Source organism: Pseudomonas sp. S5D5, from assembly GCF_003013355.1.
Lineage (GTDB): Bacteria > Pseudomonadota > Gammaproteobacteria > Pseudomonadales > Pseudomonadaceae > Aquipseudomonas > Aquipseudomonas aylmerensis.
The window spans coordinates 6,036,712-6,054,820 of sequence record NZ_PTEO01000001.1; the positions used below are offsets into that span (position 1 = coordinate 6,036,712).

The window sequence follows — 18,109 nt, forward strand, 5'->3', positions numbered from 1 at the left end:
GCAGGGGGAAGTGCACAGGTGCAGGTGCGACAATGTGCCACTTTTGCCGGTGGGAAGGCTATCCCGTTAGCACGCTAACGACTGCGCGACCCCTGACAGTCGTCAGCGCGAAGGATGCACTGCACGCCACCGCGAATTGGCGCACCACTCGTCGCCAGATCCGCCCATTCAGGTTAAACAGTTGAAAGCGTAGATAAAAATTCAAAATAAACGCTTGACGCATTGTCGTTCTACGCGAATAATGCGCGCCACTTGGCTACATAGCTCAGTTGGTTAGAGCATAGCATTCATAATGCTGGGGTCCGGGGTTCAAGTCCCTGTGTAGCCACCAAGTACCGGTTTACAGATGTCTACATGAGTCTCTAAACCACCTCAAGAAGCCCGCCTCGTGCGGGCTTTCTTGTGTCTGGCTATCTCTCCTTGCATCCCCCCTATACCATCCCCCGGTGTATCCCCCACAAATAATTAAACCGAGGGGACAAGTCCACCACCTCGTACGGTTACCATCTGTCAAAACGCCCGCGTAAGCGTATAGAAAAGGTTGAAGCATGACCTCCATAGAGAAGTGGCTAGATAGACTGAGGAACAAACCAGTACCTGCTTCCTCATGGTCTGAACATCGACGCAACGAAGCCTTGGAACTACTCAAAAATGCCAAGAGCAAAGAGACCTGGGTAGAACTCAGCACCCACTACAACGGTTTCATTCGAGAAGTCGCAGTCAGGGAATTGTGCAGCCACCCGTCTCCGGAAGCGTTAGTGGCTTTGATAAATCGGCTGAATGATTGGGTTCCGCAGATTCGGGATTTGGCGTTAGTCGGCATGAATCACTATCTGTCGACCTCCCAGACTCAAGCGTTGTTATTTGCGCTGGAGCCTCTTATGGCGCTGGCTGCGCGGCAGAGAGCCGATCATGGCCCCACGTTAAAATCCGTACGCGATGTACTACAGTCGCCCGAAATCCAAGATGAGGTCTACGCAAATTTCCTTACCCGGCAAGGAAAAGCTGCGCGGTATATGTTTGCGCTTTTGCTGGAAAAAAATACCGCTCCAGAAGCCCTTCTCCGTAGCGCCCTGGCTCATCGTGAGCTGACCGTAAGGCTAGCAGCCGTGCCTGCATGCCAGGAGCTGCGAGTTGCGCAAGCTTCGCCATTGCTGCTTGAAGCCTTGTCGCAGCCAGGAGCCAAAGTGCGGGTCTGCGTACTACGCGCGCTGCTCCCATTGCTCGACAATCCAAGGCAGCTTTTACGCCAGGCCTTGCTGGATGCATCGCCCTCGATCCGTAGCCTGGCACGCTTTGAGGCACCCCGTAATAACATCGACACACTGGCGGTGCTATCAGAACGGGTGAACCAGGATCTGCCCACAGGGAAACGTGATTGGCTCGGTGTTCTTGGCCTGGCAGCAGAGCTTAACGCCGACCTCGACGAACGATGGCTGACACAAGCGCTACGTTCCAGTTATTCCACCGTACGGCATGCGGCTGTGCGCCTGCTCGGGGATGACCAATTGCCCGAACTGTTTGAGGCGCTTGATGATCCGTCGGACAAAGTGTTTCGCGCTGCGGTGACGGCGCTAGACAAACAACCATGGAGTTCCGTGAGTGCGGGAGTGGGCGCAAAGTTAGATCAAGACTGGCATGAACTGTCGACAGCCCGCCGCCAAGCGATACTTCAATTAAAGCCGAGATGGCAACAGGTGGCATATCTGTTGGAACGGCTCGACACAGAGCCCGTTGTGAACGTTTTCTGGCTTCGTCAAATTGAGCAATGGTGCGATCGTCAATATCAGATTGTCGACCCGGTAACGCCGAAAATTGAGCGAGGATTGCTGGTGAAAAAGCTTCAGGGCTTGGCCGCAGGAGGCCTCATCCGCAGCGATATTGTTGCCCGCATAGTTTGATGACTGGGGTGTAAACGGCGTATTACCGCTTAACTCGTGACTTGATACCCACCTGGTTGCCATCTATCACAGTGATCTCCGTCACAGAGTCGCCCGGCGCCCGCCAATCTTGATAGTTGTTAACAGGGTTATCGGGTGGCCAACCTCTCAAGGAACTGCTTTTGGCCGGCAGCGCTCATTGTCGAACGGCAGCCAAAAGCCATCGCTCACCCTCTAAGAGATCCCGGTCGCGATGCGAGCACAGCTTCTGCAACCGGAACCGTCGGGACAGAGCGTCGCAGCGTGCCTATCCGCTGGCTGGAAGACCGTGCCGATTGTTCCAGGCGATATTTCTGTTGTGTGTAACGGCCATGCAATAGGTATTCGCGAAGAACCCTGCCCTAATAGAGTTTTTCCAGTCTACAGGCACCTGTTTGATGACCCGACTCCCTCTCATATTCCTGATGGCTGCTGCAGTTACCAGTGCGAACGCCGCCGATGATGTCCCTTTGGAGCGTTCTATCAAGGACTGGGTTATCGGCTGTGATAACACGCGTACCTGCACGGCTATCGGTGCCGTCCCGGAGCGCGACGATATCGGCATCTCGACGTTCAGCCTGCGTGTAACGCGTGAAGCCGGCCCGCAGGGCAACTTGCGGGTAGGCGTGTTCAGCTACAACGCCACCCGTGGTCAACCCACACTCGATGGCAAACCGCTGAAAAATCGATTCGAGCCTGGCGAACGCAAAGAAGGTGAGGTATCTGAGGTGTTTGCTCTGACCGGATCAAATGCCGACGCCTTGATTGCAGAGTTGCGCAACGGGCGGGAGTTGATTTTGCCCATTGAGGGCGGTACCTCCGTCGCCTCGCTAAACGGGATGAGCGCGGCGCTTTTGCTGATCGACTCGGTTCAGGGGCGGGTTGGCACACAGGACGCACTGATTTCCAAGGGACAGGCGCCCGCCAGCAGCGTGCCGCAAGCACTTGCTGCACCGCCGGGGCCGAGTTGGCATGCACCCGTTGCGCTTACCCCGGACAGGGCAAAAGAGGTCGCGGATGCAGTGGTGGCTGCCACGCGCAAGGAGTGGCAGGAGGATCTGAATGAAGGCGTTGCGCCAAAAGCAAACGCCTATGCCTTGAGTGCAGATCAAGCGCTGGTGATCATCGAGACCGGCTGTGGGGCATACAACTGTTTCTACAATATCTACCAGGCGCCCCTGGACCACCCTGAGCAGGCGCGCCCAGCGCGGGTCGCCGAAGTGCCAAATCTGTCGGAAAGAGAGCCCAACGGCCTCGTCGATTTTGATCCGGCCACGGGTGAACTGAGCAGCCAGGCAATGGCGATGGGCATGGGCGGTTGTGGTACTTCGCTGCGCTGGCGCTACGACGGTAACGGTTTCACGCTGACGCATGCGGCTGAAATGAACACCTGCATGGGGCTGGAGCAGATTTATTGGCCTGTGCTGTGGCGTACCGAGGCAAGCCGCTGAAACTGTCGAATACATCAATGTGTGTGGCGAGGAAGCGAGCTCCCTCGTCACACACAGGTGTAGCCCCTTCCCCCTTCAGGAAGCCTTCAACGCCCGCAACTCACCTTCTACACGCGCCGCGTTGCAGTAGGTGTCCAGCATCTCCAGCACTTGTTCGCCAGTGAGGACTTTACCGTTCAGTTGCAGGCCGAACAGCGTCAGGCATATCTGTGGCTCCCGGGAGCGCTTGATCTTGACGTGAGGCATCAGTGGGCCCGCGGCGTTTTTGCAGGCGGGCAGCGGGGCGCCCTCGCGCAATGTCAGCGTGATCCATAGCTTTACTCGGCCCTGCTTGATGTGGATATCGCCGATATCCAGCAGATCGATGTCTGCATCAAGGTTGCGAAACCATAAGTGGCTATGGGTCAGGCGCATCAGGATTTCTTCGCCGGCCCGACGGTGCAGCCACACCCCGCTGAGCAAGACCAACGCCACGATTGCAAAAATGCCTCCCATAAACGCGTTTTTGCCATCCCACGCACTCCCGCCAGCCATCACGAAAGCAAACACTGAAAAGAGCAACAGGGTGCGGCGCACCTTGCGTGGGTACGCCAGTTCGGTGACTGCGGGAACCTCGGCCAACCACTCCTCGCGTTCCTGGATGGCTGCCTGCACCTGATCGCCAGTGTGCTGATTAAAATCCTCAGTGAGGGATTGGGCCAGGCTGGCCAGTGGATCATCAGGGTGGTTCATACCGGTACTCCATTCTTGTTGGCATCTTCAGCCGACTGCGGATCATGAGTGAGTTGACTGAACCACTGCCGGTCGTGCGCGGTGGGCGTCCGTGTTGCCTGGGCCAGCAACTGGTCGTCGAGAACCACACCCAGTTGCTGCAGGCGCACGGCAGTGGGGGGATGGGTATCGAACGGATGAGCGATCGCGTGATCCATCACCGCCTCGCTCAAGATCACCGGAGCCTGGCGAAGGTGTTCTGCTAACGCCTGGATCAAGTTGCTGTGGGTACGCTGGCCAAGCAGTTTGTTGACTTCGGCATCAAGGGCGATGACGCGCAGCAGCGCCTGGCAAAAGAGTCGCTCACCGGCAATTTGCGCGCCGACCTTATCCGCCACCAGTTCTTGCGCACGGCTCCAGTGGTGCACGGCAATCTGGAAGTGATGCAAAAAGCGCCACGTCATCCAGATCGCCGGACGTTCGATCCAGGACGGCATGTCATCCACCGCACTGATGTTCAGGAAATGCATGTACATCAGGCTGAACCGCGCCCCAGCTTCACTGCCACGCTCAGTGTCGCGGCTGCTGAAGTGGCCAAGCTCATGGCCGATAATCGAGGCTGCTTCTTCCTGGCTCAAGGTCGACAGGAAAGTCAGCGGCAGATACATCGTACGGCCCGTCAACAGTTGCCCAGAGGGTTGCAGGGCCACCTGGACGCTGGTGACGAAAAACGATTGGTCGACCCCAATCACGATGTGGTCTGGCACAGGCGCGCGGGTGACGGCTGCCAGTTTTTCGATCCATGCCCATAAGGCCGGGGCGCTGGCCCGGCTGATTGAACGCCCCAGAAACCCGGATTGCGGCGTTTCCATATCCTGCCATTGCCGACGCAGGCGCCCGATCAATAGCACGCCCAGGTACAGCATCACCAGCAAGGGCACAACGACCAGCAGTATCACCATGCCGCTGTTCTGGCGGTTGCTCCAGCCCCAGCTGACTTCATACAGCAGGGCCATTGCCAACGACCCCACAATCAACCCGGTGTAGACCACCAGCCACCGTCCCAGCGCACGCCAACTCAGGACCAGGCGATCATAAAGAAAGTCCCGCGAGCGCAGCGCGCGCCAGGCATCCAGGCGCAGTTTCACCCAGGTAGCGGAGCCTGCCAGCACGGCCGCGACTGCCAGCCAGTAACCAAGAAACGCCAAGACCTGGCGCATGTGCACCGAACCCTGGTCAGCATCGGCCCGACTGACCTCACGCTGCAGGTAGTCGCGCAGGCTGTCGTCCGAGAGCGCCGGCGTTGTGCGCCATTGTTGCGGCAGTTTCTGCCTCAATTCATCGCTCGGGCTGGCGAGCCATTGGCGCATCACTTGCGCTTCTTCCAGCGTGCTGTCGGCCCGCCAGCTTTGAATGCTGCTCCAACCCATCAGTACCAGCGGCAGCAACAACATCGCCAGGCCCCATGACCATCGTCTCAACAGACTCATTGCTCAGTTCGCCTGGAGATAGTCAGTGAGAAACGCTTGCGCATTGCCCTGACTCGCCAGGGCTTCGTTATAGGCGACGGCCAGCGCTTTTGCTTCGCCTGGCAAGTACAGTTCTCCCCAGCCATTTTGCAGAATCAGTACGACGAACTTCTGACCGTCTACCGTGGTGTAATAGCGCGTGTCCTTGCTGGTCTTCTCGACAGACATCTTTTGAATTTTCAGATTCCAGTCGTGGTCAGCCCCTTCCACCTGCACCAGTGCCTGATTTTCTTCACGCGCCCCGATACGCAGTGTCCAGACTTTCACCCCGGCCTCACCCGAATACGCAGCGACCTTATCTGCTACGTCTGGGCGATCTTGAGCGAAGGTATTGCCCGTCATGACGGCCAATACCATGCTTAGCACGGCAGCCCATTTGCGAAAAATCAGCATACTCAGATTCCTTGAATTTCATGGCCAACCATTGAAATTCACCCTCAGCGATCTGCCAACCGTGCAGGCCGTTGCGCACAACTATAAGGCTGCGGTTCACAACGACACCTGACGGGGTACAATGCGGCGGACATGCAAGGAAGTGATCAAGCCCTTCTCGATGAAACGCCAGAATCCTTATCTTGATACGCACTTTTCTTTCGATCACCCGGGCGCTCTGGATCAAGCCGGCGTATTCGACGACAGCGCTCGTCAGGTTGTTGGCTCTGCCGTCGGCCACTACCGGGCACGAACAGTGCGGGCAGATCTGCAGTATTTCGACTGTGATTTGCAGTTCCCCGAGCCGCTGACTATCCACAAGATATTGCCCGACAGTGTGTGCATCGTGCATGTGCTCGGCGGACAGTGGCAGCATCGGGTCGACGGTGTGCTCAATGAATACACCACTGGTACAGTCCATGCGCTGGGGCTGAGTGAAAGTATGGAGACCGTCGATCAACTGCCCGCTGGCAGTCATGCGCGTATGGCCGGACTGCGTATCGCCGGCGATTATTTGCGCGAGCTGTCCGAGGAAGACTCATCACTCCAGCCCTTACTCAGTCTACTTAACGACGGCATTCAGTTTTCGGCGCTTCGCGGCTGTCCTGCGTTGGGGCGTTTGCTGGAGCGCATTTACTACTCTCCGTACCGCGGGGCTCTGGAGCGCCTCAATCAGGAAAGCCTGAGTCTGGCAGCACTGATAGAGTTGGCCACGCACCTTGCTCCCCATTCGGCCAAGCCGCTGCCTGCCGTGCGCGGTCAATCAGACCTGGCTCATGAGGCGCGTTTTCAACTTGATGCAAACCTCATTGACCCTCCCGGTACTCAAGCGCTGGCCCGGAGCCTGGGGGTGGGGGAAACCACGTTGCGCAGGGCGTTCAGTCAAATCTACGGCCAGTCGATGCTGGATTATGTGCGTCAGCAACGCATGGAACTTGCTCGCGACTTGCTTCGCCAGCGCAGGTGGCAGGTGGCGCAAATTGCCTACCGTCTGGGCTATGCCAATCCCGCAAACTTCAACCATGCATACAAGGCCTACTTTGGTCACCCACCAGGCGCCGAACGCTAGAAAAAAGCAACAGGATCTGATGGGGTTCCCAGAGTTTCGCAGTGGTTTCCACTGGCAACCTGGCCAGACCCAGACCAAACTCACGACTCGGGGTCAAATGGCCGGCGCGCACGATCCGCGCCAGCATTGAGTGTTGAATTCAACTCACCGTGTAGCCACCCAGTACTAAAAACGGCTTACCGAAAGGTGACCTACTGACAAGCAAACGGGAGAGCCCACATGGCGATGGCAATGCTTGATAACACAAGCCGCAACTCATGAGCCTCGACGTCTTCGCGATCATCATGCTCGGCGCGGCGCTCCACGCCACCTGGAATGCGGTGGTCAAAGGCGGCACAGACAAACTGATGACCACCTGCATGATCGCGTCCGTCGCGTCGTTGATTGCGTTGGCTGTCGTCCCCTTCCTGGCGCTGCCGGCGAAGGAGAGTTGGCCGTTCATTGGTGCCTCGGTGGTTTTGCAGGTGGTGTATTTCGTACTGGTCGCCTCGACTTATCGCATCGCCGACATGAGCCAGACCTACCCGATCATGCGTGGCACCGCGCCGCTGCTGGTGGCCGTGGTCAGCGTGTTGGTGTTGGCCGAGCCATTATCGGCGTCTGCCTGGCTCGGGATTGCGGTGATTTCCCTTGGCATCTTGAGCATGGCTGCCGGCCCTTCGGCCGGGCAGAGAAAAGGCCTGATCCTGGCACTGATCAACGCCGGCGTGATCGCCGGCTACACGCTCATCGATGGCTGGGGTGTGCGTCAGTCCGGTGCGCCAGCGGCCTACACACTGTGGATTTTCCTGCTCACCGGCCTCCCGCTTGCCGCCTGGGCGTTAGTCACCCGGCGGGTGGAGTTTTGCCGCTACGTCCTGCGCAATGGGCGACTCGGCCTTGTCGGCGGAGCCGGCACGCTGGCGTCCTACGGGCTGGCTCTGTGGGCGATGACGCAAGCCCCCATCGCCACTGTATCGGCGCTGCGGGAAACCTCGATCCTGTTTGGCGTGGTGATCTCGGCGTGGGTGCTCAAGGAACATCTCACGCGAGTGCGCATCGTCGCCGCGTGCATCATTGCCGCCGGCGCAATGGTCTTGCGCCTGGGCTGAACGGGTGCATGCGCGCAAAAAAACTGCGCATCTGTATTTTGACGCTCTCCTGAGCCACTGTTAGTGTCCAGCCTCCCCACACACGGAGTGCCCCGGATGAAACTGGATATCTACCAAGTCGACGCCTTCAGCCAGCACGTCTTCGGCGGCAACCCGGCGGCCGTCTGCCCGCTCACCGAATGGCTGCCCGATGAGCAACTGCACAACATCGCCGCCGAAAACAACCTGTCCGAGACGGCGTTCTTCGTGCCCCGGGGCGAGTTCTACGAGTTGCGCTGGCTGACCCCGGAAGTCGAAGTCGACCTCTGCGGTCATGCCACGTTGGCGGCGGCGTGGGTGCTGATCCATCAATTGGGGAATGCGCCTGACGTGCTGCGCTTTGCCACCCGCAGCGGCGAGCTTCGGGTAACGCGCAATGGCGACGAACTGGCGATGGACTTCCCGGCCAAGCAGCCGCAGCGCTGCGAACCGCCCAGCGGGATGTTGAGTGCATTGGGGATCGAGAACGCGCAAGTATTCGGCACCGATGACTACCTCGTCGTGGTCGACGATGAGGCCCAGGTCGCCGCGCTCACACCAGACTTCGCACGCCTCAAGGGCCTGCCCAAACGCGGCATCGCGGTGACGGCCCGAAGCACCCGGTTTGACTTTGTCTCGCGCTGGTTCGGCCCGAACGTGGGCATCAATGAAGACCCGGTCACCGGCTCCGCGCACACCTCGCTGGCGCCGCTCTGGGCCGAGCGCCTGGGCAAACAGCAACTCACCGCCGAACAGGGTGGCAAGCGTCGCGGCCAATTGCGTTGCGAGCTCAAGGGTGACCGAGTGATTATTTCCGGCAAGGCCGCGCTGTATATGCAGGGCACTCTTTACCTGTAGAAAAGCACGGGGCATGGCGCAAGCCGGCATTGCTTGAGGGCTTGCGCCTCGTTTACCTCACGGCCTGCGGCGTCCTGATGCGCTGGCTGGCCAAATCAAGGGTCAGATCGTGTCGGGGCAAGCGGCTCAACGTATCGTTGAGGTTCATCTTCAAGGGTTTATCCGGATTCACGCCGTACTCCAGATCGACGTTGACGTGTTTTTGCGTGTGGCTGAGCGCAGCGCTGCTGGAAAAGCTGAGGTTCGTCATCGCCGGTAGCGACATGCTATGGGATTGGGTGGCGGTGTAGCTCATGCTCATACTTTTTACGCGTAGGTTGTTGCGGTCATTGAGTGCGTGCTTGATCAACGCCTCGGTGCCTTTACCCGCAAGGTGGCTGTGCTCGATCGCGCGCAGCACCTGCGGCTTCAGCTCCATGCCGAGTCGCACTGAAGTGCCCTCCCCATGCTGCAGCTGATCGAGCACCTGGGCAAAGTGCGGGTCGTCCCTGGCCCACTGTTCGATGGCCGTTTTGTTGGCCGGCGCGACATCATCCAACCAGGCATGCTGCCCGTTGTCCCGCAAGCCCACACGTGTGACGGAAGACTCCACCGATACCAGCTGGCGAAGCCCGCTTTTCATCAGGTCCCGTTGGGTCATTAATTTATCCAACGACTGGCCAATCGCGTGGTAGGCGTCCGCCTTGGTCGCCAGGGGCGGATGAGTCGCCAGAAACCCCTGCAAGCTGGCCAACTGTTCATCCGTCGTGGCCCCCGGCCGTTCCGTAGCGGCCAAGTCCTGTCTGAATTGCGGCGAATACAGCGAAAGGCTGCGTCGCAGGTCATTGATCTGCGATTGAGTCACCGCGTGTGGCGGCTTGAAAGAGAAACTGAATGCCTGTGATTGGCTCCGATCAAATTTCACCATGACCGATATTTCCGGCAACGCAAAAACGGCAGCAGCTGGCCCGCCAGTTTCAACCCTGCCCAACGCCAGCGCATTCAAAGGCGCAACGTTGGCACCCACGCCACCCTGCCTCAGCCATTGTGCGCTGCGTCCCTCGGCGTGACTGGTGCCCGCCGCCGTGCGCGTAGTGGACTGACTCTTGTCCGCATGCGCAAGATTGAGGTTCGCCAGCCCGCCGATACCTGCGCGTATCACTGAGTCCAGCTCGGCAATATTCTCCTGGGGGTTGTAGAGCACACGCAGCTGCGCGAGTCCATCCAGGTTAACGTCACCACTCAGCTTGGAGCTGTGCCCGGCAGCGTGCTGCTCTCCCAGCGCCAGCAAATCTTGGAGACCACCCGATGGGTGGGTGAGGATCGACATCAACTTGCCGAAGTCCGCCTCCTTCACGTCAAAACTGATGCTCGAACCGGTGTTTTTCGCAACCGCTGCCGTCAATTCCCCCGCGACTCTCAAACCCGGCCCGTACGCTTGGGTGCCCCGCCCCACCGTCACCCCTGAAGCCACCGAAGCGGCCAACCGCCGTGTGTCGTCCATCGAGATCTCGACCCTGGCGCCTTTATCCGTGCGACTGATGCTGACGCCGTTGGTATGGGACTTGGAGGCGCCCAGGAAAAATTCCACGGGGGCGACGGGTTTTATCCCCGTCACCATCAAGCCCAGGCTTTTGCCCTGGGTGCGGCTGGAGCCAAGGGTTTGACCACTCTCCAGTCGTTGCACTTGCTGCGTCAGTGCGTCCTTGAGGGAAGCATCGACGGGCAATCCGAGCAGCGTCGAGAGGTGCCAATGCAAGGCGGATCCCGGTGTACCCAGGTCCTTGGCCAATAATTTGAAGTTGTCGTAGAGGGTCTCTGCCTGCGCGTAACTGACGACGTTCTGACGTGACAATTGATGCAACGGGCTCTGGTCAAAATCCTTGATTACCGCGCTCACGGAGCCTTCTATGCGCTTCAGGGCGCTTGGGCTGTATCCGGAAACGCTATCGAGTTCCTCCGCCAGATCAGTCAGTTTCCTCAGCGTGTTGACGTGATGAATCAGGTCGCCTTCGACGAGGGCGCCAGGGTGAGTGAGGTCTCGCTTACGCTCCGGTTTCCACTGGGGCAACGTCAAGTCTTGCCCCTCGAGATTGGCCAGTAGCGCAGCGGTGGTTTTTTCCGATGAGGGTGAGACCCGTATGAACGCCTGATGCAGTTGATGCAGCGTCGATTCCGGGTTGACCACTGTCCGGCTCAGTGTGGGCCGCGAGTCAAACGCCAGCCCATGCACATCGCCTAAAAGGCGTGCGCTGGCCTGGCTGCTCGCTTCCACACGGGCCAACGCCTGGCTGATCTGGTTGGCCAACGCCTGGCGCGGGCCGGGTACGCTGAGCGCAACGAGGCGCGCGCTCAGGTCAGCTGCAACCGGCTTGCTCTTCGACAGGGGCTTGAGCCGCTCGTGCAGTTGCTTATCGTCAGCGTAGACGGCCTCCAGCCCGCGACGGCCGCTGATACGGTGCTGAATATCCTTGCCTGTCTGGCTGAGGGACTCCAAAGGGTGAAAGTGCGCCTTGATCCCTTGAAAAAAACTGCGCTTGTGCGAAATCCCCTCACGGGTTTGCCCCATCACATGACTGCTGGCCGTCAATGCCCCGCCTGGAAACTGCGCGCGCATTTGAGCACTCGCCAATGTATCGCCCAGCAACGGTACCGCTGCCACCGGTAGCAACGGCCCCCCCTTCATTGACTCTGGGCCCGAGCGATCCAATCGATGGAACTGCTTATCCCAGCCGGCAACCAAGTGTTTGTCAGCCCCCATCCGCAAGGATTCCAAGGGGCGGCCCTCGGGCAGTTCAACCCTGGCCCAGCGATGCGGGCCCCTGGCGCTGCCTTGCCAAACCTCGCGATCAACCCTGAACAACTCGTCACCCTGGCTGTGTGCGTAGAGATGCCCTTCGTGATCCAGCGCCAGTGCTTTTATCGCAAGCGGCGGTGACAGCCGTAATGGGGTGACGACACCCTCCTGATGAACCTGGAGTTCGCTGTCTTGATTGGCCGTTACGAAATGACGGCCATCAGCGACTGCAAAGTGGGCGATGGGTCTCTGACTTTTTCCAGCGAGTACCTCATCAAGTGACACGTGAGGACGGGGCTTGGGAAGAGCGGCCAAGTCGTGGCTGGCGCCCTCGAAAACCGGATCACGCACTTTCTGGATCGCCACAGCTTTCAGTTGCCCCTCTTGCAGCACATAGGCACGGCCATCCAGGCCACGCTCCAGACGCTCGACGCCCGGCTGCCGGGCGTTATCCCATTGCTGTGCACCCGCGTTCCAGCTCAACAGCCGGCCTGAATCAAGTGCGACCTTGCCCCGCAGCCCGAGATCGATCGAGGCCGCGAGTGCCTGCTGGCTGGGCAAGGGCAGACCTTTCTCGATGCCCTTGACCAACACGTCACTGAGGTTCCAGTGCGGGCGCAATGCGCTTGATTCATTCAAGGGCGAACTATGCAGTTGCTCGCGCGCATCGCGAACCTGGGCATTGAGTTGCCCTGCATCATCATGAAAGAAACCTTCGACTCTGACACTGCCCTTCAGCGCCTGCTCCAGTGCTTCGACCGATTGACGCGCCATCGGCAGCACGCCGCCCCTGTCCTGACGCACATCTGCGCGCAGCAGTTCGCCGTCAGGCGTCGCGCCATACAGGGTACTACCGGCCAGCCCGATTCGCGCGAGCGGCACAGGCACGCCGGCCTCATCGAACGGACGCACAGCCGGCGCGCCGGTGCCCTGAATGTGCAGGGCAGAGACGCCTTGGACCTGGCTCAATACCACCGAACCCTGGCGCTGCGCACTGCTGTCCAGAGATCCCTGGGGTGTCTTCAGCAACTGCCCTTCCCGGGTCAAACCAATGCGGCTGTATGCACGTGCATCGGCGTCGGGCAGCCAGGACAGCGTGATCGGTTCAAAGCGATAAAGACGCTCGTTATCCAGGCGAAACTGCTTGCCCTCGACAGTCGTGTGGATCCCGCTGACGCTTGCCAGATGCGCTCGGCCGGGGTTACTCAAGGACGCTACCGAGCCTGCACCGCCGGCCGGATCGGCAAGACTGCTCTTGAACACCGCTGCGACAGCCGGCGTGGACTGAATATGAAACAGGTACTGTCGCTCATCTTTGAAACGCACCGTATTGCCGCGCTCAGCAGAGTAGCCATCGGCGGTATAGCGTTTGCCTGGCGCGTTGAGATGACGGGCGACATCGCGGCCTGTGGCTGTACTGTCAGCCTGGAGTTGCCCGCCTTTGATGCTGACGTCGAACACCATCGAGGCCGGGTTCAGCGTTTGATAATGACCCCCCTGCATTTCCGGCAGTGAGGTCGGGCTCGGGCCTGGCGGCGCTTCTCCAATCGACCTTACTGAGCGCTCGACAACGCTCTGGTGCAGCCTGAGCAGACCGTCTAACCCACGATGCATAACGAGCGCCTCAAGCGGATGAGTGACGACTACCTAGTGGACACCTTCAACCATTGGTTCCAACGACAGCAGCACCCTCATGAGGAACACATTCAACTCCCGTGCAGGCCGAGATAAAGACATCCGGTGACACACCGGCAACGAGCGGGCTCTTCAGAATTTTCAGTCAATCCAGCACGCCTCCAACTCACCGCTGCGGTAAAGTCCCCCCACAGGAAAACCAGATCATTCTCAAAATGAACGGAGTTCAGCGCGTGTTTTTGATTTCCCGCCGTCAACTGTCAGTGATTGCCGCCGCCCTCGTCCTGGCGGCCTGTCACACCCCCGTCAGCGAGCAACCGCCGGCACCGGAGTTGGGCTCGGGCTACCGCACCGACCTCACCCCCCAACACGCCGAACGCCATATGGCGGCAGCCGCCAACCCGCTGGCGGCGCAAGCCGGGCGGGAGATGTTGCGCCAGGGTGGTTCGGCCATCGATGCGGCCATTGCGATGCAGGCAGTGCTGACGCTGGTGGAGCCGCAGTCCTCTGGTATTGGCGGCGGGGCGTTCATCATGGTGTGGGACGGAGACAAGGTGCACGCGTATGACGGTCGTGAAACGGCACCGGCCGGGGCGACCGAGCGGCTGTTCCTGAAAGCGGACGGTACGCCGATGACCTTCACCGCGGCGCAAATCGGCGGGCGCTCGGTGGGCACGCCGGGGGTACTGCGGGCACTGGAGATGGCGCACAAAAAGACCGGGCACCTGCCGTGGGCCAAGCTGTTCGAGCCGGCGATCCGCTTGTCGGAACAGGGCTTCGCGATTTCCCCGCGCTTGCACGCGTTGATCGCGGCCGACCGTCATATCCCCCGGTCGCCGGAAATGGCCGCGTACTTTCTGAATGCCGATGGCACGCCCAAGGCCACCGGTACGCTGTTGAAAAACCCGGCGCTGGCCAACGTCTTCAAGCGCATCGCCAAGGAGGGCCCGGACGCGCTGTACCACGGGCCGATTGCCGATGAGATCGCGCGCAAGGTCCAGGGCAATCGCAATGCCGGCAGCCTGTCGGTGGCAGACCTTGAGGGCTATACCGCCAAGGAGCGCACGCCCCTGTGCAGCGACTACAAACAGTGGACCGTGTGTGGCATGCCACCACCGTCATCGGGCGGGATCGCCATCGCGCAAATCCTCGGTACATTGCAGGCACTCGAAGCCCGCGATCCGGGCCTGGCCATCGCACCCATGACGCCGGTGAAAAGCACCTCGCCCGCAGGCCTCGAGCCAACGCCCGAAGCCGTGCACCTGATTGCCGAGGCGGGTCGCCTGGCCTTCGCAGACCGTGGTTTGTACGTCGCCGACGCCGACTTTGTACCGGTGCCGGTGGCCGGTCTTGTCGCACCGGACTACCTGGCCAAACGCGCAGCATTGATCGGCGAACGCAGCATGGGCATCGCCAAACCCGGCACGCCTGCCGGCATCCAGGTCGCCTACGCGCCGGACCGCTCGCCGCTGCGCATCTCCACGTCGCAAGTGGTGGCGGTGGATGACCTGGGTGGCGCCGTGTCGATGACGACCACCGTCGAGGCGGCGTTCGGTTCGCATCTGATGGTCCAGGGCTTTTTGCTCAACAACCAGATGACCGATTTCTCGTTTATCCCCGAAGAACACGGCCAGCCGGTGGCCAACCGTGTCGAGCCGGGCAAACGCCCACGCTCGGCCATGGCCCCGACGCTGGTATTTGATCGCAAGAGCGGCGAGTTGCTGGCCGCCGTCGGCTCGCCCGGCGGCTCACAGATCATTGAGTACGTGAGTAAATCCCTGGTGGCGATGCTCGACTGGAAACTCGACCCGCAGGCGGCCATCAGCCTGCCGAATTTCGGCAGTCGCAATGGCGCCACCGAACTCGAACAAGGACTGTTCAGCCCGGCGTTGAAACAAGCGCTGAAGGACAAGGGCCATGCATTGAGCGAGATCGACATGACCAGCGGCATCCAGGCCATCGTTCGCACGCGCGACGCCCAGGGTAAGGTGTCGCTGAGCGGCGGCGCCGACCCTCGGCGCGAAGGCGAAGCGGTCGGCGACTGATTTATTGAGCGGAGAACAGCCCTTGCAACAGGCAAACAATCTCGGCGCCATTGCCGGCGTCGACCACGGTTTCTGTGCGATCAATGACCCGGCGCGCCCGGACGAGGTGTTCATCTGCAAGCAGGTGCACAGCGCCTCGGTGATTGAGTGGCAGCCGGGCCAGGTGGCCAATACCATCGAGGCTGACGCTGTGTTTACCCACACGCACCAGCCCATCGCGGTGATCACCGCCGACTGCCTGCCCATTCTGTTCGCCTCCAAAGACGCTCAGCAGGTAGCGGCAGTGCATGGCGGCTGGAAAGGCCTGCAACGCGGGATTATCGCCAACGCGGTGCAGCGCTTTGCCGCCGAGGGGATCGCGGCCGATCAACTGCAGGTGGCAATCGGGCCGTCGATCAAGCCGTGTTGTTATGAGGTGAGCGAAGGGTTTATCGCCCAGTTCCAGGCGGAGCAAGGACACCTGTGGCAGCACCGCCAGGCACCGTGGAGCAGCGTGCAACCGGCACCGCGGCAGACACCCGAAATTGCCCCGCCCGCCGCAAGGCAAGGCGACAGCGCTTGGTTTGACTTGAGCAGGTATGCGCTGATGTTGCTGCAGGCGGCGGGGGTCGAGCGCGAGCAGATCGAGGTCAGCGAGGTGTGCACTTACTGCACGTCGCCGACGTTTGCCAGCTACCGCAGAAGGACACATCACCCGGAGGAGGCGAAGACCTTGATCTATTCGTGGATCGCGCGCCGCCCCTGACCACCTGATAGCCCGCGGCGCTCAACGATTGATCTTCAGCCCCTTGCGCGCTGCATGCCGCTCCAGCGCCAGCTCGATCAAGCGGCTCACCAACTCGCTGTAGCTCATCCCCGCCGCCTGCCACAGCTTGGGGTACATGCTGATGCGGGTGAAACCCGGCAGCGAGTTGATTTCGTTGATCAGCACCTCACCGTCTTCAGTGAGGAACACGTCGACGCGGGCCAACCCGGCGCACCCCAACACTTCGAAGGCGTCGATGGCCAGGCGGCGGATACGCTCGCTGGCGTCGTGGCTGATGTCCGCCGGCACCACCACTTGAGCGGCCTGGGCGTCGATGTATTTGCTGTCGTAGGAATAGAAACCGTTGCTCACCACAATCTCGCCGCAGCCGCTGGCGATGGGGTTGTCGTTGCCGAGCACGGCGCATTCGATCTCGCGCCCCTGGACGGCCGACTCCACCAGGACTTTCTCGTCAAACCCCAACGCCAGCTCGACGGCGGCGTGGTACTCGGCTTCATTGCCGACCTTGCTCACGCCCACCGAGGAACCCTGGTTGGCAGGCTTGACGAACATCGGCAGGCCGAGCTTGCGCACGGCGGCATCAAATGCGGTGTGCGCGGCGTTGCGACGGGTCAGGGTAATGAACGGGGTGACGGCAATGCCGGCGTCGCGCAGCAGGCGCTTGCTGATGTCCTTGTCCATGCACACCGCCGAGCCGAGCACGTCGGACCCAACAAAAGGCAGGTCGGCCATGCGCAGCAGGCCTTGCAGGCAACCGTCTTCGCCGAGAGTGCCGTGGACGATGGGGAAGATCACATCAATGTGTTCGAGCAGGCTGCTGCCGGAGGTTTCCACCACTTGCTGGCTGGCCTTGCCGGGCACCACCGCCAGTTCGCGGTTGGACTGGTTGAGCGCGATGAGGGCCGGGTTTTCCTGGTTGATCAGGAAGTTCGAGGTGTCGTTGAGGTGCCAGTGGCCGGCCTTGTCGATGCCGATCAGGACCGGCTCGAAACGCGTGCGGTCAAGCGCATCGACGATGTTGCGCGCCGACTGCAACGAGACCTCGTGCTCGGCCGAACGCCCCCCGAAAATAATACCTACGCGCACCTTGCTCATGAACCGGCCTCACTGTTGAAAGTAAGGCTTCTTACCACGGGCGGTCAGCGATTCGCTACCAGATGTGCACCGAACACCACGTAGCAACCGCCGGCAAAACGATCCAGCCATTTGCGCGAACGGCTGTAGAGGTTGGCCATGCGCTCGCTGGAAAACACCAGGGCCACGCTGCTGTACCAGCTGAATGACAACGTGGCCATGGTGATCACCGCCAGGGTCAACAGCATCGGCGAGGGCGAAGGCGGCATGGTCGACGCGAAGATGGTGGCGACGAACAGCGCGGCCTTGGGGTTGGACAGGTTGCCCAGCAGGCCCAGGCGCCAGGCGGAAAACAGCGAGCGCCGGGGTTCATCTGCCAGCAGGTTGTGGCCCATGGCCGGTGCCGAGCGCTTGAACAGCTTCAGCCCCAGGTAGATCAGGTAGCAGCCGCCGATGATCTTGAACGCCAGGTACAGCATCGGCGCAGCGGTGAACAATGACTTGATGCCCAGGCCACCCGCCAGGCCCCACATGATCGTGCCGGTAGCGACACCCGCCGATGCCACCACGCCATGACGACGCGAACAGCTGGCGGCCAACTGTGCGGTGTTGAAGAAGTTGGGGCCGGGCGTCACCACCGCCACGGTCCACAGCAGGGCCAGCGAGACCAGCGGCGCCACATAGGCGGGGTCGAAAAAATCCATCGGGGCAGCTCCATCGGTGCAAGGCACGAGC

The 18,109-nt window shown here is 60.6% G+C and carries 13 protein-coding genes and 1 tRNA gene; 8 read left to right on the forward strand and 6 right to left on the reverse strand.

Annotation, left to right across the window (positions count from 1 at the left end; genetic code table 11):
* The first annotated feature begins 254 nt into the window (after positions 1-254).
* From C9990_RS27675 to C9990_RS27685, 3 genes are all read left to right on the forward strand, one after another.
* Positions 255-331 (forward strand) — tRNA-Met (locus tag C9990_RS27675).
* Positions 332-548: 217 nt separating this feature from the next.
* Positions 549-1,901 carry a PBS lyase gene (locus C9990_RS27680; protein ID WP_177410358.1) on the forward strand — a complete coding sequence of 451 codons (1,353 nt, stop codon included), beginning with the start codon at positions 549-551 and terminating at the stop codon, positions 1,899-1,901.
* A 416-nt stretch (positions 1,902-2,317) separates the two neighbouring features.
* Complete coding sequence (locus C9990_RS27685) at positions 2,318-3,370, forward strand: DUF1176 domain-containing protein (RefSeq protein ID WP_106805222.1); 1,053 nt, start codon at positions 2,318-2,320, stop codon at positions 3,368-3,370.
* 75 nt (positions 3,371-3,445) lie between these two features.
* On the opposite strand, the gene C9990_RS27690 is transcribed toward C9990_RS27685, so the two are convergent.
* The 3 genes from C9990_RS27690 to C9990_RS27700 are packed head-to-tail and all read right to left on the reverse strand — an operon-like array spanning position 3,446 to position 6,003.
* Positions 3,446-4,102, reverse strand: coding sequence for a hypothetical protein (locus C9990_RS27690; protein WP_106805223.1), 657 nt, complete (start codon positions 4,100-4,102; stop codon positions 3,446-3,448).
* A complete protein-coding gene (locus C9990_RS27695; protein WP_256595139.1) occupies positions 4,099-5,571 on the reverse strand; it encodes a M48 family metallopeptidase in 1,473 nt (490 codons plus the stop codon). Before C9990_RS27695 ends, C9990_RS27690 begins: the two co-directional genes overlap by 4 nt.
* Positions 5,572-5,574: 3 nt before the next feature.
* Positions 5,575-6,003, reverse strand: a complete 429-nt coding sequence (locus C9990_RS27700; protein ID WP_106805225.1) for a hypothetical protein — start codon at positions 6,001-6,003, stop codon at positions 5,575-5,577.
* 160 nt (positions 6,004-6,163) lie between these two features.
* Here C9990_RS27700 and C9990_RS27705 point away from each other — a divergent pair, with 160 nt between their 5' ends.
* The 3 genes from C9990_RS27705 to C9990_RS27715 all read left to right on the forward strand — a co-directional run bounded on the left by C9990_RS27705 (position 6,164) and on the right by C9990_RS27715 (position 9,078).
* Complete coding sequence (locus C9990_RS27705; protein WP_106805226.1) at positions 6,164-7,111, forward strand: helix-turn-helix transcriptional regulator; 948 nt, start codon at positions 6,164-6,166, stop codon at positions 7,109-7,111.
* A 257-nt stretch (positions 7,112-7,368) separates the two neighbouring features.
* A complete protein-coding gene (locus tag C9990_RS27710; protein ID WP_106805227.1) occupies positions 7,369-8,202 on the forward strand; it encodes an EamA family transporter in 834 nt (277 codons plus the stop codon).
* Between the two features lie 96 nt (positions 8,203-8,298).
* Positions 8,299-9,078: a PhzF family phenazine biosynthesis protein gene (locus C9990_RS27715; RefSeq protein ID WP_106805228.1), complete on the forward strand. Its 780-nt coding sequence runs from the start codon at positions 8,299-8,301 to the stop codon at positions 9,076-9,078.
* Between the two features lie 52 nt (positions 9,079-9,130).
* Here C9990_RS27715 and C9990_RS27720 read toward each other — a convergent pair whose 3' ends face one another.
* Entirely contained in the window at positions 9,131-13,468 is a 4,338-nt protein-coding gene (locus tag C9990_RS27720; RefSeq protein WP_106805229.1) for an AvrE-family type 3 secretion system effector, read from the reverse strand.
* A gap of 236 nt (positions 13,469-13,704) precedes the next feature.
* Between C9990_RS27720 and ggt the strand changes: the two genes are divergently transcribed.
* Both ggt and pgeF read left to right on the forward strand, forming a co-directional pair.
* A complete protein-coding gene (ggt, locus tag C9990_RS27725; RefSeq protein WP_106805230.1) occupies positions 13,705-15,534 on the forward strand; it encodes a gamma-glutamyltransferase in 1,830 nt (609 codons plus the stop codon).
* A gap of 22 nt (positions 15,535-15,556) precedes the next feature.
* Entirely contained in the window at positions 15,557-16,279 is a 723-nt protein-coding gene (pgeF, locus tag C9990_RS27730) for a peptidoglycan editing factor PgeF (RefSeq protein WP_106805231.1), read from the forward strand.
* Positions 16,280-16,300: 21 nt separating this feature from the next.
* Here the strand turns inward: pgeF and ddlA are convergent, their stop codons facing one another.
* Positions 16,301-17,395, reverse strand: coding sequence for a D-alanine--D-alanine ligase (ddlA, locus tag C9990_RS27735; RefSeq protein WP_106805232.1), 1,095 nt, complete (start codon positions 17,393-17,395; stop codon positions 16,301-16,303).
* A gap of 44 nt (positions 17,396-17,439) precedes the next feature.
* A complete protein-coding gene (locus tag C9990_RS27740) occupies positions 17,440-18,078 on the reverse strand; it encodes a LysE family transporter (protein WP_106805233.1) in 639 nt (212 codons plus the stop codon).
* Positions 18,079-18,109: the final 31 nt, after the last annotated feature.